Genomic DNA, 23003 nt, shown 5'->3' with positions numbered 1-23003 from the left:
CCTCAGCTACAGAATTCCGCGCAGGAAAAAGCCCCGGGTGGGTGCTCGCGACCAACGCTGCGCGTCGGTGCCCGACCTCGCAATCACCCGGGGCTAAATATTTTTCTCGATGGATCGAGTTGTTATCGATTCAGCAAACTCGCTTAGGGCTTGTTCAATTGGTCGAGCAATTCTTGGGCATTGTTGACGGAAGATGAATAACACGTCCTTTTGGGCGAGTACCCCCTGCTTCAATCCAGGCTACCTCCAGCAAGGTGTGAAGAATGGCAGTCGAGCCATGCCCGCAACGGCTACCTAATCGTCGCACACGGACCGGCCAGGGCCTCTAAGTCCTTTATTTGCTAGGCACTTCGGATACTCACCCTACCATCTTCGGGGGTTCAGCCGTAGAATCACTGGCAGTAGGCGAGAAGTTTTCGGCCACGCTCGACTTTGTTGGGCTGGCCAATTGGAGAAATGAATGGGCAGCAAACGGTGACTGCTCGCCTCTCTCATCGTTCAGGAGTGATTTGGTAAGTGCCATCTCTGTTTGTCATTCGTGGCCGCGACCAAGGTACGCGGTTCCAGCTCGAGGAACCGGTCCATACGGTAGGGCGGACCCAATCGAATTCCGTACGTCTGCACGACACCGAAGTTTCCCGTGAACACGCGGAACTCGTGCGCCGTGGCGATGGCTATGTGCTGCGCGATCTGAGCAGCTCGAACGGCACGTATGTGAACGGCCAACCCACCAGCGAACGCGAGCTCGTGAGCGGCGATCAATTGCAGTTCGGGCGTTCGATGTTGCTGTACACCGGCTTTGTCGAAAACGCCTACGAGAACATCGCCGATCAGATCGACATTATTCCCCGTGCGGATAGCAACGACGGTTCGCGAATCGTGGCCGCTTTGAGCCACTCGAACAACAGCGATTGGCTCTTGCCCGACGCGCGTGATTCTTCGAGCCCCTGGATCGCGCGGGCCCGCAGCAATTTGCAAATCATGTATCGCACGGCTTTGGCGGTGAGCCACACGATGGACATCGACCAATTGCTCGCTCGCATCATGGAGATGATCTTCGAGTGGGTCGACGCGGATCGTGGTTGCATCATGCTCTACGATACCGAAAGCGAACAGCTCGTACCAAAAGTGCGTCGCCATCGCCGAGGGATTCGCAGCGATGAAAAGATTACGATCAGCAAGACGATTCTCGACTTTGTCGTCGATCGCAACGAGGGGGTGCTCACCAGCAACGCCCGCGACGACAAACGTTGGGATCCCACGGCCAGTATTGTGAGCTTAGGTGTACGCGAGGCGATTTGCGTACCGATGCAGGGGCGTTACAACGTCGTGGGTGTGATTTACATCGATACTTCGATCACGCCGCAACGGATGTTGATGAATGCCGGCAAGATCGATCAGTTCACCGAGGAGCATTTGCGGTTGATGATCGCGATTGCTCATCAGGCTGCGCTCGCGGTTGAAGATACGTCCTACTATAAGGCCATGCTGCAAGCGGAACGGCTCGCAGCAGTAGGCCAGACGATTGCCTCGCTGTCGCACCACATCAAGAACATCCTGCAAGGGGTGCGCGGCGGCAGCTATTTGATCGAACTGGGTCTTGCCGATCATGGCAAATCCCTGAGCAAAGGCGAGCCCGACGAAGCAGCCACGAACAAGGCGGTCGACACGATCCGCAAAGGCTGGGGCATCGTCGAGCGCAACCAGGAACGTATTTCCGCGCTCGTGATGGACATGCTCACGTTCAGCAAAGAACGCGAGCCCGAACCGCGGGCGGCGGATCTGAATGAATTGGTCAAAGACGTCGTCGAGTTGATGCAAGTTCATGCCAACGATATGAACGTGAAATTGGACTCGCGGATCGATCCTACAATGCCGGTGTTGATGTTTGATCCTGAAGCCATGCACCGTGCGCTACTCAACGTTGTGACCAACGCGATCGACGCCTGTGATGAAGTTGAAGGGGCCACGGTTACGGTCAGTTCGCAATACGACCCAGAACAAAAGTTGGCGCGTTTGGTGGTCACCGACAACGGCGCGGGGATCGCCCCCGAGGACCTCGATTCCATCTTCCATGTGTTTGTTTCCCGCAAAGGGGGACGCGGCACGGGATTGGGTTTGCCCGTTTCGCGAAAGATTCTCGAAGAGCACGGTGGACAGATCTTGGTGGCGAGCGAGCCAGGCAAGGGGAGTTCGTTTACGCTTGAACTTCCCGCTACTCAGCCGAACCGCGAACAATTGGAAGAGTTTGACGGCGAGCCAGGCACGCTCAACCGCGCGACGCAGCAGCACAAAGTCGCTCCGCCTCAACCTTCGTAGTGGGCGTTCACACCCACATAGGGATTGTGCTGTTTCTCTTCACCAATGGTTGTTTGCGGTCCGTGGCCGGGAAGAACGATTGTTTCTGCGGGCAAGGTAAATAGCTTTTCGTGGATCGAACGTTTTAGATCGGCGAAATTCCCATCGGCAAAATCAGTGCGCCCAATGCCGCCGGCGAAAAGCACATCACCCCCCAGCACGAACACGGGGGCATGATCTTCCACGATGAACACCACATGCCCGGCGGAGTGGCCGGGCGTTTCGCGAACCTTGAGCTTGATGCCAGCCAAGTCGAGTGTCTCGCCTTCGGCCACGGTCTGGTCTGCGGGGGGGCTAACCAGTTTGAAGCCATAACCCGCCGAGAGATTGCCAACGGGATCGGTCAGTTTGCTAGCATCGCCATGGCCGATGATCAGCGGACACTCGGGCCACTGCTCTTTGAGCGACGCGTTGCCGGCAATGTGATCAGAATGGCCGTGCGTGCATAAAATGGCTGCGGGCGTGAGTTCCTGCTCCGCTAGCAAATCTAAAATCGCCTGTGGATCGAAGCCTGGATCGATCACCAGGCACTCACCTTCGCGTGGGCCGGTGACGATGTAGGTGTTCTCGTCAAAGGGCATGGAAACCACGCTCTGAATTGTTAGCGGCGACTTATGCATGCAGTGAAATTCCTCTTCCGCCAGTTTGCCCAGTCCGCTAACATCCCCACCCCCGCAGATACCCGCAGCAAGAACGTTACTCTCCAAAAAGTTCCGAATAGGCAGGTTAGGTAGAAACTCGGCTTTGACGGGCTGATTGTAATTGTTTCTGCCGTGCGGGGCGATAGTTAGTACGACCGGCAATATTTTCCGTTCTCGCCGTCGGGAAAAGCTGCCTCACGACGGGTCGTGCACATCGCACAACTAACCAATATGAATTGAAATCGAGTGCCGGGAGTGCAACGCTTCCGCAGGAGTAACTTAGTATGGGCTGTAAAGTTTCCTCGCTGTTAGCCGCCACTCTTCTTGCATCACCGTTCTGTCCGACTATATTTGCTCAGCAATCTCAACTCGTGGAACCCATCCACCGGGTTGAAAATCAACAACCCGCGGCGGCAGCTCCCGCGCAAGTGCCCGCCCAACTTGCTTCGCGCATTGCCCCTCCCGCGACAACGGGCCCGTTCGATTTGAACCCCCAACCTGGTGAGCATCCCTTGATGCCCTCGGTGCGGATGGCCCAAGACGCGGTGGCCCGCATTGATGCAACGATCTCCGACTACAGCGCGATGCTGATCAAAGAAGAACGTATCGACGGAACACTGAATCCCAAGGAAGTGGCGTTCGTCAAAGTTCGTCACCAACCGTTCTCAGTTTACTGCTACTTCCTGCAACCGCACAAAGGTCGGGAATGCGTGTACAACGATGGCCCCAACGCCACGAAAGGCGTGCTTGTGGCTCGCGACTGTGGTTTTCGCCAACGTCTCGGCAAGTTCGAGCTTGATCCCGAAGGCCGTTTGGCGATGGCTGGCCAAAAATATCCCGTTATGAAATTAGGCGTTCGCAACCTCATGGAAGAACTCTCGGTCGTGGGCGGCAACGACACGCAATTTGGTGAGTGTGAAGTCCAAACCAAGCAAAGCGCGATCAATGGCCGGGCTTGCACCTTGATCGAAGTGGTTCATCCGGTTCCCCGCCAAAACTTCCGCTTCCACAAAGCTGAAATTTTCATCGACAACGAGTTGAAGCTGCCAATCCGCTATGCCGCTTACATGTGGCCGCAAAATCCTGGTGAGCAACCCCCGTTGGAAGAAGCCTACACCTACCTGAACATCAAGTTGAACAACGGCTTCACCGACGCCGACTTCGACAAGAACAACCCTGAATACTTCAAATAAGCCGGTTGTTTTTCGTGAATCTATAACAAGCCCCAGCAACGCAACTCGCGCTGCTGGGGCTTTTTTTTGAATCTCTACTAAATTGTCGACTTTGCACAACTTCCGAGTCGTTATAGTCATCGATGAACATGGGGTACGCCGCATCTGAGAAGTCGCCGAGATGAATTGGAGACGTCGGCCACAGAATCCTGCGCAGGAAAAAGCCCCGGGGGGATGCTCGCGACCAACGCTGCGCGTCGGTGCCTGACCTCGCAATCACCCGGGGCTAAATTTTTCTCGATGAATCGAGTTGTCGCTTACGGCTTGTTCAATTGGTCGAGCAAGGCTTGGGCTTGTTTGCGGAAGATGAACAACCCACCCTTTTGGGCGAGCACTTGTTCGAGCGCGGCCTTGGCCTTATCGGTCTGGCCGAGGTCGGTCATGATCTTCGCAATCAAGTAAGCCGAGTCGATTTGCAATTGGCCGCGGCCGGCGACTTGGATCGCTTCTTGCATTTCGTTGTCACGGCCGAGCTTGTGCAATACATACGCACGGGTAACGTTGGCTTGCGAGTTCTGTGGGTACTGCTTGGCGTTGAGGTCCGCGTATCGGAGGGCTCGATCGTGGTCGGCCTTGTCGGGGCTTTCGATCAACAGCAGGGCCAACAGATCGTTCGCCCGAGCGTTGCCTGGCTCCAGGCTGAGCACCTTCATAAAGGCTTCCTCGGCACGGTCGCTTTGACCCTTCATCAAGGCCACGACGCCGTCGAGCAACACCGCATTCGGATTGTCGGGGGTCAGCTTACGCAATTCGGCAGCAACTTCCTGGGCCTTGTCGAGTTCGCTTTGTTGCAACAGCCATTCGGCATAGCTGCGAACCGTGTTGGGGTCCTTGCCATCTTCTTTGTACGCCCGTTCGAACGACTTGCGGGCGTTGTCGAGATCGTTGTTCTGCGTGAATAACTGGCCGAGCGACGCATAGGGATGCGGCATCTCGGGGTTAATCGTGCGAGCTTTGCTGAATTCGTCGAAGGCTTCCTTGGCCTTGTCGAGACGGAACAAAGTCACACCCAAACGAGCGTGTGACATGGCGTTGTCGGGATCGGTGGCGACCCATTGTTTGAGCAGTTCGATCGCGTTCTCCCACTTGCCGCGGCGTTCTTGCACGGCAGCCTTACCGGCGAGGACGCGAATTTCCATGTCACGCTTGCGCTTGTCGTTGTCTTTGAAAGCTTCGACGAGCGGTTCGGCCTTTTCGAACAAGGCTTCGGCTTCGGCGGTGCGATTACCGGCGAAGGCTTGATCGGCGAGTAATAAATAAGCTTCTGGATCGTTGGGCTCTTCGGCGACTTGCAGTTCAAGCAAGTTGAACGCGCCTTGAGTGTTCTGGGCCATGACTTGCAACTTGGCGAGCATGACGTAGACGGGGGGAAGCTTGGGATACTTCTTCTTGGCTTCCTTGAGGATCTCGAGCGCGCCTTCGCCGTCGTTGTTACCAAAGCGCTGAATGGCTTTGTCGATTTCGGCGTAGTCGAGATTGGAAAGCGATACGGCATTGCCGATGAGCGCTTCCTTCATTTTTTGGATGTTGCCTTGCACGTCGACCGGCGCTTGCGTGGCGGTCGTCGGAGCGGCGGGATCAGCCGCGCCCGAGATGGGATCGGCAGGTGGCGCCGCAGGGGCTTGGGCATGGACGCTTGAGAGCGGAGCAAACAGGACTCCACCGAGCGCGAGTCCGCTGACAAAAGAAAAGGTGCGATTACGGAACTTCATGGATTTATTGGCCTCAAAGTGTCTGCCCACGCGGCCTAAGCTTCGCGAACGAACGCGCAAAGCCAGGGCAGGGCATTGGATCAGAGATTGCAGTAGCGCGGGAGTTCCCCGCAAACCACTGGTTTTATTTTAGACATTTCACGTTGGCTAGCCAGCCACCAAGGAATTCCTTGCGAGAAGCGCGATTAAATGATGGGCCGACCGTAGGGATTACGCGGATTAGCGGGCAAAGGTTCACGAAACACCGGCAAGCAGGCCAAGGGCCGTGAAATACGCGAGTCGGGTAAATTCGATGTTCGCACTGTTTTTCGTATCGGTGGCTTCCAGCCGCTGCCCAGTTAGCTAAACAGCGGCTGGAAGCCACCGATACGATGGTCGACACTCCCGGCGCTGGGGCCTATAGTGAAGGTTTCTTAATCGCTCCGGACACCCGTTTCTTTCTCCCAGAATCTCTAGAATCTCAACTGATGCTCATCGGTCCGGTCTTCACGCGCGAAATTACCACCTCGCCCCGCGGCTGGCGGCAATATGTGATGCGGGCGATTTACGTCGGCGCGCTCTTCGGATTGGTGATCACGGCATGGCTGATTTTGCTGGGCTCGCAGAACGTGCGGAGCCTGGGCGACTTGGCCCGGTTCGGATCGGCCGTGTTTGCGTTGCTGGCCCCGCTGCAACTGGCCATGGCGATCGCGTTTGCCGCGCTGCTGACCACGGCGGCGGTCGCGCAAGAGAAAGATCGCAAGACGCTCGACCTGCTGCTGCTGACGCGGATGACCAACAGCGAACTGGTGCTGGGCAAGTGGCTGGCGAGTAGCTTGAGCGTGTTCGTATTGATCGCGGCGGCGGTGCCGCTGTTGATGTTGCTCGCGCTGTTGGGAGGAGTGTCCTACGGACAGATCTTTCGTGTGGTGGGTGTGACGTTTGCTTCGGCCATCTTGGCGGGAAGCTTGGGTTCGACAATCGCGCTATGGCGGGAAAGAACGTTTCAATCCCTGGCGCTCACGGCGCTGCTATTGGTGATGTGGCTGATCGCGGGGGAAACAATCGCCAGCGGCCAAGTGGGAAGCAGATGGCTTGGCATATCAGCCGAACAGTGGGCCACTGTGTTGTCGCCATTGCGAGCGATTCTCGTGGCGATTCAACCACTGCAAGAAGTGACGCCGCGGCTCGCCTGGTGCGGCGGGGCCGTTAATTTGTTCATGCTGTTGGCGCTGGCCGCTGCGGTGGCGCTGAATCTGTGGGCGATTGCCCGTGTGCGGGTATGGAATCCTTCGCAGGAAGCCCAGCCACGGATGACCGACGAACAGTCCGAGAAGCTGGCCGCTGAGGCAACCCCGCTGGCACCGAAGAGTTCCAAACAAGTTTGGGACAATCCGATCCTGTGGCGAGAGATCTGCACCTGGGCCTACGGCAAGAAGATTGTTGTCGTGCGGATTGCCTATTTGGTGATTTTCGCGATCTCGGCCGCGGCCTTGATGGGGCAATTGGGAAGCGATGCCAGCCGGCAAAACGCGATGCTGCCCGAGCTTGCCAAACCGCTCGTGCCGTTGATGGTGATCGGATTGATCTTGGTGAACGCGCTGGCGGTGACGTCGCTGACGAACGAACGCGATTTACGCGCGCTCGATTTGTTGCTCGTCACCGATTTAAGCCCGAAAGAGATTATCTACGGCAAACTTGGGGGCGTGTTTTACAACTCCAAGGAAATGATCCTGCTCCCCATCGCGCTGAGCGTGCTGTTGTGGTGGACGGATTACCTGACGACTGAAAACCTGGTGTTCCTGGTGATTTCGTTTTTGGTGATGAATATCTTTGCTGCGGTACTGGGAATTCACTGCGGCATGACTTACGGCGTGTCGCAAACCGCGGTGGGCGTGAGCTTAAGCACGGTGCTGTTTTTGCTGCTGGGGATCGGGGTGTGCATGCGGATGATGATGGCGTTTCAGAATTCTTTCACGCATCAATTGCAGGCGTTCATCGCGTTCATGGTTTGCGGCGGGGCAGGAATGTTCTACGCCTTGGGAATTCGCAATCCGTCGCGGGCCTTGGCATTGGCTTCGGGCGTGACACCGTTCGCGACGTATATTGTCATCACCAATTTTTTCCAGCAAAGCTACGGCGGGGCGTTTCTCATAACGTTCGTCACTTATTTGTTTGCCACCGCGGCAATGCTTGTCCCGGCGGTTTATGAGTTCGACGTTGCGACCGGCCGCACTACGAGTCAAGATTAACGCCTCGCGAGAATTGCCGTGCTGTTGTTGCAAGATTTCGCTCCTGCATTTTTAACGATGGTGGTGCTGGCCTTCGCCTCGGCGTTCTTTTCGTGCAGTGAGGCGGCGCTGTTTTCTTTGCAGCCCGAGGACCGCCGCATATTGAAAACTGGCTCGCGGCCGCAGCGGATGGCCGTGGGATTATTGGATCAGCCCGAGCAATTGTTGATGGCGATATTGTTTTGGAATCTCATCATCAACATCACATTCTTTACGATTGCGTCGATCGTCAGCATCAAGTTGCAACATGAAGGCCGGCAAACGGAAGCAGGTATCGTAGCTTTGGTGGCGATGTTCAGTATTATCTTGTTCAGCGAAATGACTCCGAAGACTGTGGGTGTGCTCGCGCCACGATTCATGGCCAGCTTGGTGAGCGTACCGCTGACCGTGGCGATTCGCTTGTTCGGCCCGATCGCGCCGATCTTTTCGGCGGTGAACCGCGCTTTGCGACGAGTGTTCTTTCCCAATTTTCAGAAAGAACCTTATCTGGAACTTTCGGATCTCGAGCAGGCGATCACGATATCCACCCCCAACGAAGAGTTGGCTGCACAAGAGCGGATGGTGCTGCAAAACATCGTGCAGCTTTCCGATTTGACGGCCGAAGAATTGATGCGGCCGCGGACCCAGTACCGCACCTTTGCGCCGCCCGTGGATTTGGAAGATCTTGAAGGGGAATACCCGCGCAGTGGATACTTGCTCGTTACCGAAGCGGACAGTGACGAGATCGTCGGGGCGATTCCGCTCAAATTGCTGTCCACAATTCCTCGGCATCACTTGGAGCATTTCGCCAAGCCGGTGGTGTATGTGCCGTGGAGCGCGTCGGTGGCGACGGTGTTCGATCACTTGAACGCGGAGGATTGCGAAGTCGCGGCGATCATCAACGAGTTCGGCGAAACGATTGGCATCGTGACGCTTGAAGATTTGCTGCAAACGGTGTTCGAGGATGAATCAAGCCGGAGTGCGCGATTGCTCGCGACGGCGTCGATTCGACAAGCCGGCAAAAATCGTTGGCACGTCACGGGCATGACGAGCCTGCGGCGATTAAGCCGCACGTTTGATTTGGAACTACCCAAAAGCAAGAGCACGACCGTCGCGGGAATCGCGCAAGAAGTGTTGCAGCGCATGCCAGAAGTGGGCGACGTGATTGACTGGCCGCCGTTTCGCTTTCGCGTTTTGGAATCGACCGAAACGCAACCGTTGATGCTCGAGCTGGAACGCATCGCCGACGACGAGGGTTCCGAATCATGATCCTCGCGGTAATGTTGTTAGTGATCGGCGTGCTGCTCAGCGCGTTTTTCAGCGGCACCGAAACGGGCTTCTTCCGCATGACGCGCGTACGATTAGCTGTTGAAGCACTCAACGGCAATTGGATTTCTAAAACGCTGTTGTGGTTGGGGAGCCAGCCGTCGATTTTCGTGGCGACCGCGCTCGTGGGAACCAACCTTTCGCACTACGTGGTGTCGACGAGCGTAGTGCTCGCTTCGCACGTGATCGCGCCGAAAGGGGGCGCGATGGTGGAGATTTTGGAAACGATCGTCGTGACACCGGTTGTGTTTCTCTTCAGCGATTTGTTGCCCAAAGGATTGTTTTACGATGCACCGAACCGCTTGTTGAAGCGGGCTGCGATCCCGTTTTTCGTCTGCATCATCCTATTCATGCCGGTCACGATTGTGCTGTGGTTACTGAGTCGTTTGGCACAAATCATTACACGCAGCCCTTCGCAAGAATTCAGCATGCGGCTGGCACGCCGGGAGCTCGGTGATTTGCTGACCGAGGGACACGAAGCGGGCATCTTGAAACCCTCGCAACAATCGCTCGCCCAGGCGATGCTCGTTGTGGCGGGTATGCCGGTGAAAACCTTTGCTTCGCCATCGGGACGAGTCGTGCGAGCCACGACGACCATGAGTAAAAGCGACGTGCTCAGACTCGCCCAGCGGCATCAGCGTGCTTTGCTCCCCGTGGAAGAGACCCGCAATAACAAACGCCAATTGGTCGGTTATTTGCGGATGATGGACTTATATCTCGACAATTCGCCGGGACTGCCCGAACCACGGCCGCTGGTGCGTCTGCTGGACAACATTTCCTGCTTGGCGGCGATGCGGTTGTTGGGACAGGCCGACGATGCCTTAGGGCAAGTCATCGACGCCGAGGGCAAAACCGTGGGATTTGTGACGGGACGTGAACTGCGAATGGCGTTGTTGCGGGTGAGCTAGAATGTCCGCTGTGCAACAAAAAAAAGGAACGCCGCGGATGGCGTTCCTCATTCAATTCGGCGTTGCTTCGTCGTGACAAAGTGGCTTACTTGCTGTAACCAAGCGCCTTTATGATGCCCAGCATTTCTTCGAAGTTGATAAATCGGCGGCGGTGCAAAAGCTTGTATTGATCGATCGCGCAGGCCAATTCGGCGGCCTCCGATGAGAGTTCATCATGGCTGTTGGCGAATTGGCGGCGTTCTTTGCCGGGAGCATTGCCTTCGCCCCGCGGTTCGCGGCGGTCGACAAAATCTGAGGCGTTAAATTCAGTGGGGGGCAACGGTGCGGTAAGGCTGGACATGGTCAAGCTCCTGGCAGGTGGGACGAAGCTAAGGCGGGTTGCAAACAAAATAATCATACCTTATTTCGTAGCCTCAGGAGTGAAATCAAGTGCTTTGCCGTAGTGGGGCACGATAGTAACGGTCGCGCCAATTGCACGGGCTAACGGAGAATCGTGCCGCCCTGGCTGAAGTCTTCGTGCTGCTGCAATTGAGCGAGCATCACACGACTCGGCTCGTGCGATTCGTCGAGCGCAAGCGCCATGCGTAGTGAGTTCTCGGCGGCATCGCGCTGACCTGCGCTCTGTTCGGCTTGAGCAAGTTGGAAGAGAAGCTCAGGCCGCGGCTGACCACGGACACTGGCGGCGTGCAAACTTTCGACCGCTTCGACGTGCCGTCCCAACGAACTGAACGCCAAACCTTCGAGCCACAAGACTTGTTGCGGTTCTTCGCCGGGTGGATACGTGTCGAGTAAACAATGGAGCGTCGCCAAACTGCGTTGTGGTTTACCAAGTTCAAACTGGATCTGGGCGACTTCCAGGAGGGCACCTGAGTCGTTGGGCGCAAAACGCAAGGCATGCTGCATGTCGGCCAGCGCGCGATCGAGTTCGCCTCGTTGCCGGTATAATCGCCCGCGCAAGGCCCAGGCTCCGGCTAAGTTGGAATCGAGTAAGATGGCCTGTTCAGCGCGTTTCATGGCACGATCACTGGCGCCGACGGCTAAGAGCATTTCGCCCGCGCGAATCACTGTGGGTGCATCGCGAGGGTCGAGCTGCACGGCGGCTTCCATTTGCACGGCGGCGTCGCGATAGGATCCTTGTTGCCACAATGCCTCGGCCAGACTGCGCCGCGCATCGACGTCGGTGGGGCTCGTGGTCACGGCTTCGGCCAGCAACGTCTGGGCGCGATCGTACTCGCCCGTTTCCATCGCGGTGATCCCTTCGCGCGAAAGTTCGCGGCATGCGACCAACGAATCGGGCACGACTTTTTTCTTGCCAGGGAGCGCGCAGCCGTATTGCGACAGCGCGAGCAAACTCGCTGCGACAAGCCACACGATGCGGAAAGAACCAACCATGGTCGACCGTGCTGAAGGCGATGGAAAATAGCGGCGGATGATAGCAAACCGGTTTGACGTACCACAACGGCACTCGCTGCCAACGGCTGGGCATGGGCGAGTCGAATTCGATTTGATATGCTGGCGTGCTAGCAAAACATAACCCCACGAGCCCTCCCTGATAGGAAAGGGATGACGTCGATGCCAGCAACTTTCGATCAATTTGGCCTCCGCTTTGAGTATCCCGATAATTGGTCGGTCGATCAGAGTGAGGATATTGACTCCAACCAGCAAGTGGTGGTTTCCAGCCCCCATACGGCCTTCTGGCAACTGAGTAAGTACCCGCCGGGAACAGATCTTGAACCATTGTTCGACGAAGTGCTGGCAGCCTTGCGGAGCGAATATGAAGAGATCGAGGTGGAACTCGAAAACGACGTGGTCGAAGGTTTTACGGTCACGGGGTTTACGGTCAATTTTTTCTATCTGGACCTCACGAACACCTGTTGGCTACGCGGAATCGAAACACCCGCAGCGAATTACCTGTTGATCTGTCAGGCAGAAGACCGCGAGTTCGCGCAAGTGGAGCTCGTGTTTCGCGCAATGCTGGCCAGCGTGCTGCGCAATCTGGCTGCCAGCGAGGAATGATTTGCAATTCTTACACGCGCAATCGCCACTGCTGGCACGGAGTTCGTCGGCAAATCGCGGTGTATTGAGATAGTGCGAACCATTGGCACGCTTGATGCGTTACGAAGAACACGTCCGCAAGACATGACAGATCGACAAACAACTCACCCGCACTGAGATGCTTGTTGAAAGAGCTTGTCTTCGCACAACCTCGTCTTAGTGCGTCGATCGTATGACGCTGCAAAGCTCGCCACGAGCCGATTTCGAGTGGGACCATATTGAGGAACCGGTTGGCATCCCTCGCAGGGCCAACCGGTTCCTTCTGTTTTGTGCTGGCAACCGCGGCACTTCGCAAATCCCCCAATCAGCCATCTCGGCCGAATCGTCAATGTTTGCTCAAGCAGTAATCTCCGTTGGTCGAAATTGAAGTTGAGCCGCACTGCGCGCTCGCCGCGATTTCACACCTGAGTGCATGCCTTCATGTCGACAGGCCTCGATTACACGCCGAATGGACGCCGGGGACTTGTGTCCTATTTCACCGACCCGCTCACCGAGTTGGGGGCGGTCGTACTACGCTTTCTCGAAACGATCGGTGGGATCACGATCTTTGCCTGGCAAACGATCAGGTGGCTACTTACACGGCTCCCGAGTCGTGACACGCTCTACAACAACATGTACCAGATAGGCGTGCTGAGCTTGCCGGTGGTGGCGCTCACGGGAACGTTCATTGGAATCATCTTGGCAGTGCAATCTTACAATCAGTTCCGCGCGTTCGGGTTGGAAACACAACTCGGCGGCGTGATCAATCGGACGATGCTTCGCGAACTTGGACCCGTGCTGGCCGCGACGATGCTCGCCGGTCGAGTCGGCAGCGCTATGGCAGCAGAACTGGGCACGATGCGCGTGACCGAGCAGATCGACGCGCTGTCGAGCATGGGGGCTAACCCGATTCAATATTTGGTCGTGCCACGGTTCTTGAGTTGCTTATTACTCATCCCTTCGCTGACAATCATGGCCGTCTTCTGCGGTGTGGTGGGTGGCGCGGCATTCTGCATTTTCTACTTGAACATCGACATGCAGCATTATTCGCGCAATGCGAAATCGTTTGTCGAGACTTGGGACTTGATCTATGGCGTTGTGAAAAGCGTCTTTTTCGGAGCAACGATCGGCATCTTGAGTTGCTATCGCGGCTTCCACTGCAAACCGGGCGCTGAAGGTGTGGGTCAAGCCGCCACGACTGCATTTGTGCAATCGTTCGTGATGATCATCACGCTCGACTTGTTCCTAAGCATTTTCCTCGATCAAATTTATAGCTGGATCTGGCCCAACAGCCTGATGCTGCCAAAAACGTAATGGTTGCCGCACAAGCCCTCTTAGAAGTGAACGATTTGGAAGTCCGTTTCGGGCGGCAGGAAGTGCTGCGCGATATTACGCTCGATGTGAAAGTGGGCGAATCGCTGGCCATCATCGGAGAAAGCGGCTGCGGCAAGACCGTGCTCTTGAAAACCTTGATCGGTTTGATTCGACCCACCCAGGGTCACGTCATTTTTGATGGCCACCACCTCAGTGAATTCACCGATCACCAACTGGCCCAAGAGCGAACGCGTTTTGGCTTTGTGTTTCAAAATGCCGCGCTGTTCGACAGCATGACGATTGCCGAGAATATTTTATTTCCCTTGCGGCAACATCGTCCGCAGGATGCGCGCAATCATTCCGAAGAAATGCACGCTCGCTTGGCGGAAGTCGGGCTGCCTAAGAGCGTGTTACGCAAACGTCCTGCCGAGCTTTCCGGCGGCATGCGCAAGCGAGTGGGGCTTGCGCGGGCGCTGGTGATGCACCCGGAGATTTTGCTTTACGACGAACCCACGACGGGACTTGATCCCATCATGAGCGACGTGATTAACGAGCTGATGATGCGCACACGAAGCCACAACCAAGTAACGAGCATCATGGTCACGCACGACATGAAGTCGGCCACGAAAGTTGCTGACCGGATCGTGATGCTCTATCCAACGTCGCGGCTGAAAGACGATGAACACCAGATTATCTTCAACGGCACGCCAACAGAAATCGAACGCTCGAAAGATCCGCGGGTTTCGCAGTTTTACAACGGCGAAGCCGGCGATCGGCTTGAAGAAATGAGCGAAGGCCTCGCTTAGCGTGAGGCTGCGCACAAGGATACGAACATGGACGAACGTAAAAAACAATTTCGAGTCGGCGTGGTGGTCTTTGCCACGGCGATCATCACGGTCGTACTGATTCTCATGAGCAGCGATTTCTCGTGGTCGCCGTTCCGCAGCCAATATCAGTTACAAATCTTGGTGGACCAAGCGCCCGGCGTGGCTCCTGATACGCCCGTGCGTCGACGCGGCGTACTCATCGGTCGTGTCGATACCGTGGCCGATACCGACACGGGGGCGCTGATTACGCTGAACATCGACGGCAATAAAGAAATCAAGAGCAACGAAGTCGCGCGAATTACTACGTCGCTCATTGGCGACGCGATTATCGATTTTTCACCGGCGGGGCCTGCTGCCAATGCCGTCGTGGTGAAGCCGGGGGGGCCACCACTGCGCGGCGTGTTCGTGCCAAGTCCGCTGGACTTACTCTCGAATATGCAGGGCGATCTGAAAATCGCAATCCAGTCGCTCGGTGAAGCTGGCCAGCAAGTGGCCGAACTGGCCGGCAAACTCAACAGCGTGATCGGCGACACCGACATGGATCGGCTCAAGCAAGTCATGGATTCCGCCGATGCGGCACTTACCAACTTTGGCCGCGTGATGGCCGACGTGGAAGACGTGCTGGGTGATGAGCAGTTCAAAGCCGATCTCCGGCAAGGACTCACTCAAATCCCGCAAGTCGTTTCGGATGCCCGTGAGATCTTGGCAGTGTTGGAACGCACGCTCGCGTCGGCGGACAAAAACCTACAAAACTTGCAGGGACTTACCGGCCCGTTGGGTGAACGTGGGCCAGAACTCGTCAACCGCATGGAAGCCAGCATCGACAACCTTAGCCAAGTCTTTGCCGAAGCTGCACTCTTGGCCAAGAACGTCAATTCTGGTGAAGGGACGATAGGCAAACTGCTGCGTGACCAAGAACTTTACGATCGGTTGGGGAACACCGTGAACGAAGCCCAAGCGGCGATTCGTGACGTACGGCTGATGATCAACAGCGAGTTTATCCAACGCCGTATCCAACAGATACTCGATAACATCTGGGTGCTGACTGATAAGCTGGCCCGCGATCCGGCACGAATCGCTCGAGGTATCGTTCCAAAAAATCGTGAAACGCCGGTGAAGTGATCGGGAGCGCTAAGCCGTAAACGGCTACTGGACTGGCTCGAGTGTTTGGCCGCCTTGGGGGAGAGTTCCCGAGGGTGCGGGAAGCGTGTTCAGCGCGGGGCCCAATGTTTCTGGCGCTGTGACGCCTGGCTGCACGCCCGGAGGCAAAATAACAGGTGTCCCCGGCGGCAACACCGGAGCGACCGCGGGAGCAGTCGGCAACACGGCTCCCTGCAGCGTGCTTTGGCGCAATTCTTCGGCGCGGTTGAGCAGTTGCTCCGTCGGCACCATCACTTGCGGCGTGAGATCGTATGTGACCGTACGGAAGTCTTGAATTTTGTGCGGATTAAGATTCTCGCTGAAGAAATCGAGCGGGGGAATCTGATACCACGGCGCGGGGATCGGTTGATTGACGGTGAGCGTCTCGAACCCAGCCTTCACCAAGCGAACCTCGCGCGTACCGTAGTAAATGAAATCGGTGGCACATGGGGTCGTGCCGATCAGTTGGTTGTCGACATAAACCATGGCCCCCGGGGGATTGCTGCGCACCATGAGACGTCGGCGCACGCAACCCGGGAGCACCATCAGGCTGACCAGTACCAGGCAAGCCATGATTCGCAAAGTCGATCGAGGAGTTGGTTGCCCAATGAGCATGACGACGACTCAAATACTGAATAAGTCCAATGGGATCGAGAGAAACGGGGGCGGAAGTATAGAAATCATAAGTTCTGCTGGCTATGGCGACTTTCGGGGCATAGACCGGCATGTAAGACGGTTGGAACCGCTATCAATCACCCCCAAGGCTGGGTAGAATAGCTAGCTTGCCGGATGCATGATTCTTTTTCCCACCGCTACAATGCGGTAAGCCAGGTTTTGCCGCCGCATGAGCAGCCCGTCTCGAAAACTGGAATACTCTGCTGGCGGATTGCGCTGCGCGGCGGTGAGCGACGTTGGAATGCGGCGTTCGAGCAATCAGGATTCGCTGGCCGTGTTGCTCGCCGAGGGGACTTCGCAGTGGCAAAAGCATGGCCATCTGTTTATGGTCGCCGACGGCATGGGGGCCCACGCCGCGGGCGAGCTCGCTAGCAAACTGGCCACTGACACCGTGCCGCACAGTTATCACAAACGTGCGGATATGCCGGCGAGTCAGGCCATCGTCGATGCAGTTCTGGAAGCCAACACGGTCATCTATACCAAGGGCTCGAACAGCGTAGACTTTCAAGGGATGGGGACCACATGCAGTTGCCTGCTTGTGTTGCCGCAAGGCGCACTGGCAGCGCACGTGGGCGACAGTCGTATTTATCGTTTGCGCGATGATACGTTCGAACAACTCACTTTCGATCACAGCCTGGTTTGGGAAATGGCGGCCGCGGGACATGCCACCGAAGAAGAGATTCCGGCCTATGTTCCAAAAAATGTGATCACTCGCTCGTTGGGTCCGCACCCCACGGTGTCGGTCGACGTCGAAGGGCCGTTCGGCGTGAAGCCGGGGGATCGCTTTCTGTTGTGCAGTGATGGTCTCACCGGTCCGCTTAAGCCGGAATTAATTGGCGCGGTACTGAGCAGTTTGCCACTCAACGACGCCGCGCAAACACTCATCGATCTCGCGAATCTGCTGGGAGGCCCCGACAATATCACCGCCGTGTTGGTCGAGGTGGCCGACACTGGCAAGTTGGGGCTCGAAGCAAGTCCTGACGACCCGGTCCCTGTGCAACGCAAGAGCGCTCGTAAAAAATCAGTTCATCCTGTCACTTGGTTATCGCTGATTGCATGCACGTTTCTGACCGCTGGATTACTGATGACAGGGCATTATGCGTGGAGCGGTCTGGCGTTGGCTGGGTTGCTCGTCTCAGCGGGAGTCGCTTGGACGCAACGCTCGAACGGCGGTGGGTCTTTCAACAGTTCTCATTACATGGGTCTGCATGGCAAGGCACCTTATCGCCGCTATGATTGTGCCCCCGGTGCGACGAGCATTAGCACGCTGGGCGATATTGTGCGGCAGCTTGAAGACCTCGAAGGCCACAGCAATTGGGACGTCGACTGGAAATCGATTCAGCAAGACCGTGAAAAAGCGCATGAAGCGGTCACCCACGGTAATTTCCAAGAAGCGGTCGTGGCCTACTGTGCGGCCGTGCGGCGCTTGATGCAGGCATTGCGGGATTCGAAGCTCGCCAAGCCGAGTGATTCGACGGTGGATTTGGCGTGAGCAAGATTGAGCGCTAAGCCGCGAGCGACTGCTAGCATGCGGATTGTCGTTTGCAGGTTGCGTGGGGATTGTTACAGTCTGGCCCATGCGGATTCTCACGCGCTATATTGTGTTCGACCTGCTAGCGGTCTTTCTGTTAACGCTCACGGCGATGACGGGGATCGTCTTTTTTGTGCTAGTCGGCAAGGAAGCGGTGGAAAAAGGGTTGGGGCTCGTGCCACTCTTGCGTTTGCTGCCCTACATGTTGCCGCAGGCGATGCAATTTGCCGTGCCGGGAACGATGCTGCTCGCCACGACAACGATCTACGGCCGTATTTCCAACGCCAATGAAGTCGTCGCGCTCAAATCGCTGGGTATCTCGCCGATGACGCTCGTGTGGCCCACTTTGGTGCTGGCCACGCTCGTGAGTTTCGCCACGGTGTGGATCAACGATATGGCCGTCTCGTGGGGACATGAAGGCGTGCAGAAAGTTTTTTTCAGCTCGCTGGAAGAAATTATTTATGGCCGGTTGAGAACGACCCGCTCTTACAGCAACGACCAACTCAAAGTGACCGTGCGGCGGGTGCAGGATAAACGGCTGCTGCAACCGACGTTTCTGTTCTTTGCCAACGACGACGATCCGGCCTGGACGCTGACCGCCGATGAAGCGGAAATTCGTGCCGACGCCGCGAACGAACGCGTGCTTTTGAAACTGACGAATGCCGAAATTGACTTCGGCGGCAAAGGGGCCGTTTCCCATCCTGGGATTTCGGAGTTTCCGATTTCGCTGAGTGAATTCAGCGGTCAAACGAGTAATACTCGGAGCCCCTCCAATTACGCCCTACGTGAAATCGGCGTGCAAAAGGCGGAACAAGCACGGGAAGTCGCCGAGCTGGAACAAGAGATGGCCGCCGATGTTTCCAACGCCTTGATGACGGGCCGCACGTTTGAGCTGGCGGATCAAAATTGGCTGGCTAAGCAAAAAAGCTTGGAATACAACCGGGTCACATTGCAGCGGTTTTATACCGAGCCCCATCGGCGCTGGGCGAACGGTTTTAGTTGTTTGTGTTTTGTGATGATCGGCGCGCCAATGGCCATGTGGCGTAAGCATGGCGAATTCTGGGGGAGCTTCTTTATGTGCTTCGCCCCCATTTTGTTGATCTACTACCCCATGCTGGTCGGCTGTTTGGACATGGCCAAGTCGGGCACGATCCCTTCCCCCGCGGTGTGGCTGGGAAATCTGGTGCTAGCAGGGATTGGCGTCTATTTGATGCGACGGATTGTGCGGTTTTAATAGACTGTTCGCTGAAGCGAACAGACCCCGTGATAGCACTCGCACACTTCTATTGTCATTTTTACAAGAACGGTGCTAGACTCCGCGTCCCGTTGAGTTTCAGAGAAACTCATTTTTGCACGCCGTTGCACCAATAGCGACACGGAGGTCGTCGGTGCCCCATCATTGGCCCATTCGCACGAAGCTCAAGGTCGGCCTAGGATTATTCCTAGTGGCGATCCTCGCGCTCTTCGGCAGTGCGTATTACGGACTCTACGCCTATCGCGGCTTGGTACGGAGCTTGAGCGCCCGTTCGGCTGAGTTGCCGTTGGCGAGCGATATACAACGGCACGTCAACGATCTGCGCGTGATCCTCAGCCAAGCCACGGAACGAATCGATCTTTCCAACGACGAACACAAAATCCGTATCTCGTCTTACGACCTGTTGATTCTGAATCAGCAATACAGCACCAAATTTGCCGAGCTTGTTGAATCGATCGAACGCTACCGTCGGCAACTCGACCTCACGAGCAGTGAAGGGGGTCTCGAACTGGGTGACGATAGTCTCGAACGCCAAACGCTCACCAAGATCGATGAGGCCGTTCACGTGCTTGGAGGAGAGGACGAAAAAGCTCAGAACAGCGACAATTGGCTTTCGCGTCCCTCGAGGGTGGAAAAGTTACGAAATCAAGTGGATCAACTTCGCCTGCACGTGGCGGAGCTTCCCAGTTATCTGCATACGCGGCTGCAAGATTTGGCTGAAAACGTAAAGGCCCAATATCGCACGGCGATTATCGTGGCTTGGTTTAATGTTGGCGTGGCGATCGTGTTGTTGGTCATCTCCGTACGCGGCTTTATTCGTTGGTTTGCCGTGCCGCTACAAACGCTCGTAGAAGGTTCACGCAAGGTAGCGCTGGGCAAGTTTGATCACCGCATTCATTTGGACGGATCGGACGAGATGGGTGAACTTGCCGTGGCGATGAACAATATGACCGCCCGGTTCCAAGAGGTGCGTGATGACTTGGACCGCCAAGTGCAGGAACGCACCAGCCAAGTCGTGCGAAGCGAACAATTAGCCAGCGTCGGGTTCCTGGCGGCCGGCGTGGCCCACGAAATCAACAACCCACTCGCGTCGATCGCTTTGTGCAGCGAATCACTCGACTCGCGGGTGGAAGAATTGTTGGACGGTTCCAACAGCTCGTCGCATGAAGACGTGCAGGTGGTACGTCATTACCTGCAAATGATTCAAAAGGAAGCGTTCCGCTGCAAGCAAATCACGGAAAAGCTGCTCGATTTCGCAAGGATGGGAGATTCGCAGCGGATTCTCACCGACCTGCGCGATCTTGTCGCGGGCGTGATCGACATGGTGCAGCACCTGGGCAATCACAAAGGCAAGAACCTGGAACTCGTTCCTGGCGACTCGGTGTTAATCGCCGTCAATGCCCAAGAAATCAAACAGGTGGTGCTCAACTTGATCGCCAATGGCCTGGAAAGCCTCGACACCGGCGGAACGGTGAAAGTGTCGCTGACTCAGAACGAAGGCCTAGCTAAAATCATCGTTGAGGATAATGGTTGTGGCATGACCGACGAAGTGCGGAAACATTTGTTCGAGCCATTCTTTACCCGCCGCCGTGGAGGGCAGGGGACCGGACTCGGACTCTCGATTACTTACAAGATCGTGGAAGAACATGACGGCACGATTGAAGCCTCAAGCGCGGGCGTAGGATGCGGATCGCGATTTGTGGTTGCGTTGCCGACTCATCATAATATTAAGGAGAAGAGCCATCTCTACCAAGCAGCCTAACGGTCAAGGATTGACCCTGTTGTTTGCCGATGATGAACCGTCGTTGCAAGAACTGATGAAGCTTGAGTTGCCCCGCCTGGGTCACCGTGTGACTGTTTGTCCGGACGGTTTGACGGCGATGGCTGCGCTCGACAAGAACACCTACGATTGCATTCTGGTGGATCTCGACATGCCGGGCCGTGACGGCATCGGTGTGATCGCGCACTGCAAAGAAGTGTCGCCCGACACCGAGGCGGTCGTCCTCACCGGCAAGTCGTCGATGGAAACGGCGATTGCCGCGCTCCGTCACGGTGCGTTCGATTACCTCACCAAGCCCTGCAAACTCGTTGAATTACAAGCACTTCTGAAGCGAGTTTCCGACAAACGGCAACTCACGCAAAAATATCGCGCGCTACAGCATCGCGTGCAGCGACTCGAAGGTACGCCGCGTCTGATTGGCCATACTCCGGCGATGCAAAAGGTTCGCATTCTGATCGAGAAGGTTGCTCCCACGAATTCGACCGTGTTAATTCTTGGCGAAACCGGCACGGGCAAAGAACTTGTCGCCCGTGCGCTGCACGAACATAGCAGCCGCTCGGAAAATCCGTTCGTGGCGATCAACTGCGGTGCCTTGCCAGAAACTTTGATCGAAAGCGAGCTCTTCGGCCATCGCAAGGGCGCGTTCACGGGGGCCGACGACCATCGCGTTGGTTTGTTTGAAGTCGCCCACGGGGGAACGATCTTCCTCGACGAAATCGGCGAACTCCCCAAGGCAATGCAGGCTAAATTATTGCGGGTACTCGAAAGCGGCGAAATCCGCCGCGTGGGTGAGAATAAGACCACCCAGGTCGATGTCCGCGTGATTTGTGCCACGCACCGTGACTTGCAAGCGATGGTCGCCTCGGAAGATTTCCGCGAGGATTTGATGTATCGTATCAATCCCTTTGAAATCAACTTGCCGGCGTTGCGGGAACGTGTTCAGGACGTGCCCGATCTCGCGCGGCATTTGCTCGCCCGTCACCGCGGGGGCAAACAGGCGATCGATGCGTTGATTGCCGACGATGCAATTGAGATTCTGCTGTCACACGTGTGGCCGGGGAATGTTCGCGAGTTGGCCAATGTCATCGAACACGCCACGATCTTATGCGACTCGGGACCAATTCGGGCCGAGCATTTGCCACCGCAACTTGCTTCACGGCAGTTGCAAGGCGCGGCACGAGGTCGCCGCGGTGTGATTACCTTACGCGACTTGGAAATGGAAGCGATCCACGAAGCCTTGGACCGCAATGACGGCAACAAGCCGAAGGCGGCCGACGAGTTGGGCATCAGCCTGAAGACATTGTACAACAAGATCAATCAGGTGAGCACGCTTGAGCAGAGTGCGTGATCTTGTGAGCGCGGTGCGAGCACCACGGCTAAATTATTAGCTAACTTTGCGGACGACGCCAGTCACTATGCCGAGAACTTTGACGTTGCGGCAGTAGATTGGCTTCATCGATGAGTTGGCCGGTTGAAGCCGCACGCGGTTTGCTTCGGGATACCAATACTTAAGTGTCGATTCCCCTTCGTCTGTGAGGGCCACGACAATATCCCCCTTATCGGCGGTGCGAGCCTTACGGCAGATGACCACGTCGCCGTCGGCGATGGCTGCTTCGATCATCGAATCTCCCTTCACCTTGAGGGCGAAGAGATTTTTTTGGCCGAACCAATCTTCGAATTCAAACCGCTCGGCTTGCTCGATGGCTTCGGTCAAATTACCTGCCGCGATCTGTCCCACGAGCGGCATGCCCCGGTCTTCACGTGCCGCATCGGTGAGCTGGATCGCTCGCGACATGTTGGGCTCGCGCGTAATTAGGCCCTTCTTCTCCAAAGCCTTTAAGTGGCACATCACGCCGTTGGGCGAATTGATCGAGAAATTCTCGCCGATCTCACGGACCGTCGGCCCATAGCCCCGGCCAGTCATTTTATCGCGGATAAAATCGAAAACCTGTCGTTGCCGTTGCGTGAGTTGATCGAGTGACATGGGGAGTCCTTTCAGGAATGTGCCTAAGGCCCACGAA

General features: G+C 56.3%; 19 protein-coding genes. 13 read left to right on the top strand and 6 right to left on the bottom strand.

Features of this window, described 5'->3' with window-relative positions; translation table 11 throughout:
• Positions 1-516 precede the first annotated feature (516 nt).
• Positions 517-2319: an ATP-binding protein gene (locus SH678x_RS07920; protein ID WP_496922355.1), complete on the top strand. Its 1803-nt coding sequence runs from the start codon at positions 517-519 to the stop codon at positions 2317-2319.
• On the opposite strand, the gene SH678x_RS07915 is transcribed toward SH678x_RS07920, so the two are convergent.
• Positions 2307-2978, bottom strand: a complete 672-nt coding sequence (locus SH678x_RS07915; protein ID WP_496922354.1) for an MBL fold metallo-hydrolase — start codon at positions 2976-2978, stop codon at positions 2307-2309. The genes SH678x_RS07920 and SH678x_RS07915 overlap by 13 nt on opposite strands.
• A 392-nt stretch (positions 2979-3370) precedes the next feature.
• Between SH678x_RS07915 and SH678x_RS07910 the strand changes: the two genes are divergently transcribed.
• Complete coding sequence (locus SH678x_RS07910; RefSeq protein WP_496922353.1) at positions 3371-4192, top strand: DUF1571 domain-containing protein; 822 nt, start codon at positions 3371-3373, stop codon at positions 4190-4192.
• Positions 4193-4488: 296 nt separating this feature from the next.
• Here the strand turns inward: SH678x_RS07910 and SH678x_RS07905 are convergent, their stop codons facing one another.
• Entirely contained in the window at positions 4489-5943 is a 1455-nt protein-coding gene (locus SH678x_RS07905; RefSeq protein ID WP_496922352.1) for a tetratricopeptide repeat protein, read from the bottom strand.
• Positions 5944-6314: 371 nt separating this feature from the next.
• Between SH678x_RS07905 and SH678x_RS07900 the strand changes: the two genes are divergently transcribed.
• The 3 genes from SH678x_RS07900 to SH678x_RS07890 are packed head-to-tail and all read left to right on the top strand — an operon-like array spanning position 6315 to position 10426.
• Positions 6315-8174, top strand: a complete 1860-nt coding sequence (locus SH678x_RS07900; protein WP_496922351.1) for an ABC transporter permease subunit — start codon at positions 6315-6317, stop codon at positions 8172-8174.
• Between the two features lie 18 nt (positions 8175-8192).
• A complete protein-coding gene (locus SH678x_RS07895) occupies positions 8193-9461 on the top strand; it encodes a hemolysin family protein (RefSeq protein ID WP_496922350.1) in 1269 nt (422 codons plus the stop codon).
• Positions 9458-10426 carry a CNNM domain-containing protein gene (locus SH678x_RS07890; protein ID WP_496922349.1) on the top strand — a complete coding sequence of 323 codons (969 nt, stop codon included), beginning with the start codon at positions 9458-9460 and terminating at the stop codon, positions 10424-10426. The genes SH678x_RS07895 and SH678x_RS07890 overlap by 4 nt, the downstream gene beginning before the upstream one ends.
• Positions 10427-10511: 85 nt before the next feature.
• Here SH678x_RS07890 and SH678x_RS07885 read toward each other — a convergent pair whose 3' ends face one another.
• Positions 10512-10766: a hypothetical protein gene (locus tag SH678x_RS07885; protein WP_496922348.1), complete on the bottom strand. Its 255-nt coding sequence runs from the start codon at positions 10764-10766 to the stop codon at positions 10512-10514.
• Between the two features lie 140 nt (positions 10767-10906).
• Positions 10907-11818, bottom strand: coding sequence for a tetratricopeptide repeat protein (locus SH678x_RS07880; RefSeq protein ID WP_496922347.1), 912 nt, complete (start codon positions 11816-11818; stop codon positions 10907-10909).
• Between the two features lie 180 nt (positions 11819-11998).
• On the opposite strand from SH678x_RS07880, the gene SH678x_RS07875 reads away from it, so the two are divergent.
• The 4 genes from SH678x_RS07875 to SH678x_RS07860 all read left to right on the top strand — a co-directional run bounded on the left by SH678x_RS07875 (position 11999) and on the right by SH678x_RS07860 (position 15723).
• Entirely contained in the window at positions 11999-12442 is a 444-nt protein-coding gene (locus tag SH678x_RS07875; RefSeq protein ID WP_496922346.1) for a hypothetical protein, read from the top strand.
• 459 nt (positions 12443-12901) lie between these two features.
• Positions 12902-13774 (top strand): MlaE family ABC transporter permease, encoded by an 873-nt coding sequence (locus SH678x_RS07870; protein ID WP_496922345.1) that lies wholly within the window; start codon positions 12902-12904, stop codon positions 13772-13774.
• Entirely contained in the window at positions 13774-14580 is an 807-nt protein-coding gene (locus SH678x_RS07865) for an ABC transporter ATP-binding protein (RefSeq protein ID WP_496922344.1), read from the top strand. The genes SH678x_RS07870 and SH678x_RS07865 overlap by 1 nt, the downstream gene beginning before the upstream one ends.
• Before the next feature lie 27 nt (positions 14581-14607).
• Complete coding sequence (locus SH678x_RS07860; RefSeq protein ID WP_496922343.1) at positions 14608-15723, top strand: MlaD family protein; 1116 nt, start codon at positions 14608-14610, stop codon at positions 15721-15723.
• Between the two features lie 24 nt (positions 15724-15747).
• On the opposite strand, the gene SH678x_RS07855 is transcribed toward SH678x_RS07860, so the two are convergent.
• The gene (locus SH678x_RS07855; protein WP_496922342.1) at positions 15748-16314 is read right to left on the bottom strand and encodes a PEGA domain-containing protein; all 567 of its coding nucleotides are present in this window, start codon (positions 16312-16314) and stop codon (positions 15748-15750) included.
• A 271-nt stretch (positions 16315-16585) separates the two neighbouring features.
• Between SH678x_RS07855 and SH678x_RS07850 the strand changes: the two genes are divergently transcribed.
• From SH678x_RS07850 to SH678x_RS07835, 4 genes are all read left to right on the top strand, one after another.
• The gene (locus tag SH678x_RS07850; RefSeq protein WP_496922341.1) at positions 16586-17908 is read left to right on the top strand and encodes a protein phosphatase 2C domain-containing protein; all 1323 of its coding nucleotides are present in this window, start codon (positions 16586-16588) and stop codon (positions 17906-17908) included.
• 85 nt (positions 17909-17993) lie between these two features.
• Positions 17994-19181, top strand: coding sequence for an LptF/LptG family permease (locus SH678x_RS07845; protein ID WP_496922340.1), 1188 nt, complete (start codon positions 17994-17996; stop codon positions 19179-19181).
• 154 nt (positions 19182-19335) lie between these two features.
• On the top strand, positions 19336-20964 hold the full coding sequence (locus tag SH678x_RS07840) for a sensor histidine kinase (RefSeq protein WP_496922339.1): 1629 nt from the start codon (positions 19336-19338) through the stop codon (positions 20962-20964).
• Between the two features lie 10 nt (positions 20965-20974).
• Positions 20975-22330, top strand: a complete 1356-nt coding sequence (locus SH678x_RS07835; RefSeq protein WP_496922338.1) for a sigma-54-dependent transcriptional regulator — start codon at positions 20975-20977, stop codon at positions 22328-22330.
• Between the two features lie 36 nt (positions 22331-22366).
• Here the strand turns inward: SH678x_RS07835 and lexA are convergent, their stop codons facing one another.
• Positions 22367-22966, bottom strand: coding sequence for a transcriptional repressor LexA (lexA, locus tag SH678x_RS07830; RefSeq protein WP_496922337.1), 600 nt, complete (start codon positions 22964-22966; stop codon positions 22367-22369).
• Positions 22967-23003 lie beyond the last annotated feature (37 nt).

The organism is Bythopirellula superficialaquae, from assembly GCF_059632245.1.
The sequence above is the reverse complement of the archived record's forward strand: the minus strand, read 5'-3'. Positions and strand labels throughout refer to the sequence as shown.

Bases quoted from the DNA above. Each gene is read 5' to 3' on its own strand.
- SH678x_RS07915 (WP_496922354.1), bottom strand. From the start codon at position 2,978: ATGCATAAGTCGCCGCTAACAATTCAGAGCGTGGTTTCCATGCCCTTT.
- lexA (WP_496922337.1), bottom strand. From the start codon at position 22,966: ATGTCACTCGATCAACTCACGCAACGGCAACGACAGGTTTTCGATTTT.
- SH678x_RS07860 (WP_496922343.1), top strand. From the start codon at position 14,608: ATGGACGAACGTAAAAAACAATTTCGAGTCGGCGTGGTGGTCTTTGCC.
- SH678x_RS07905 (WP_496922352.1), bottom strand. From the start codon at position 5,943: ATGAAGTTCCGTAATCGCACCTTTTCTTTTGTCAGCGGACTCGCGCTC.
- SH678x_RS07875 (WP_496922346.1), top strand. From the start codon at position 11,999: ATGCCAGCAACTTTCGATCAATTTGGCCTCCGCTTTGAGTATCCCGAT.
- SH678x_RS07845 (WP_496922340.1), top strand. From the start codon at position 17,994: ATGCGGATTCTCACGCGCTATATTGTGTTCGACCTGCTAGCGGTCTTT.
- SH678x_RS07850 (WP_496922341.1), top strand. From the start codon at position 16,586: ATGAGCAGCCCGTCTCGAAAACTGGAATACTCTGCTGGCGGATTGCGC.
- SH678x_RS07900 (WP_496922351.1), top strand. From the start codon at position 6,315: ATGGTCGACACTCCCGGCGCTGGGGCCTATAGTGAAGGTTTCTTAATC.
- SH678x_RS07890 (WP_496922349.1), top strand. From the start codon at position 9,458: ATGATCCTCGCGGTAATGTTGTTAGTGATCGGCGTGCTGCTCAGCGCG.
- SH678x_RS07880 (WP_496922347.1), bottom strand. From the start codon at position 11,818: ATGGTTGGTTCTTTCCGCATCGTGTGGCTTGTCGCAGCGAGTTTGCTC.
- SH678x_RS07865 (WP_496922344.1), top strand. From the start codon at position 13,774: ATGGTTGCCGCACAAGCCCTCTTAGAAGTGAACGATTTGGAAGTCCGT.
- SH678x_RS07870 (WP_496922345.1), top strand. From the start codon at position 12,902: ATGTCGACAGGCCTCGATTACACGCCGAATGGACGCCGGGGACTTGTG.
- SH678x_RS07885 (WP_496922348.1), bottom strand. From the start codon at position 10,766: ATGTCCAGCCTTACCGCACCGTTGCCCCCCACTGAATTTAACGCCTCA.
- SH678x_RS07855 (WP_496922342.1), bottom strand. From the start codon at position 16,314: ATGGCTTGCCTGGTACTGGTCAGCCTGATGGTGCTCCCGGGTTGCGTG.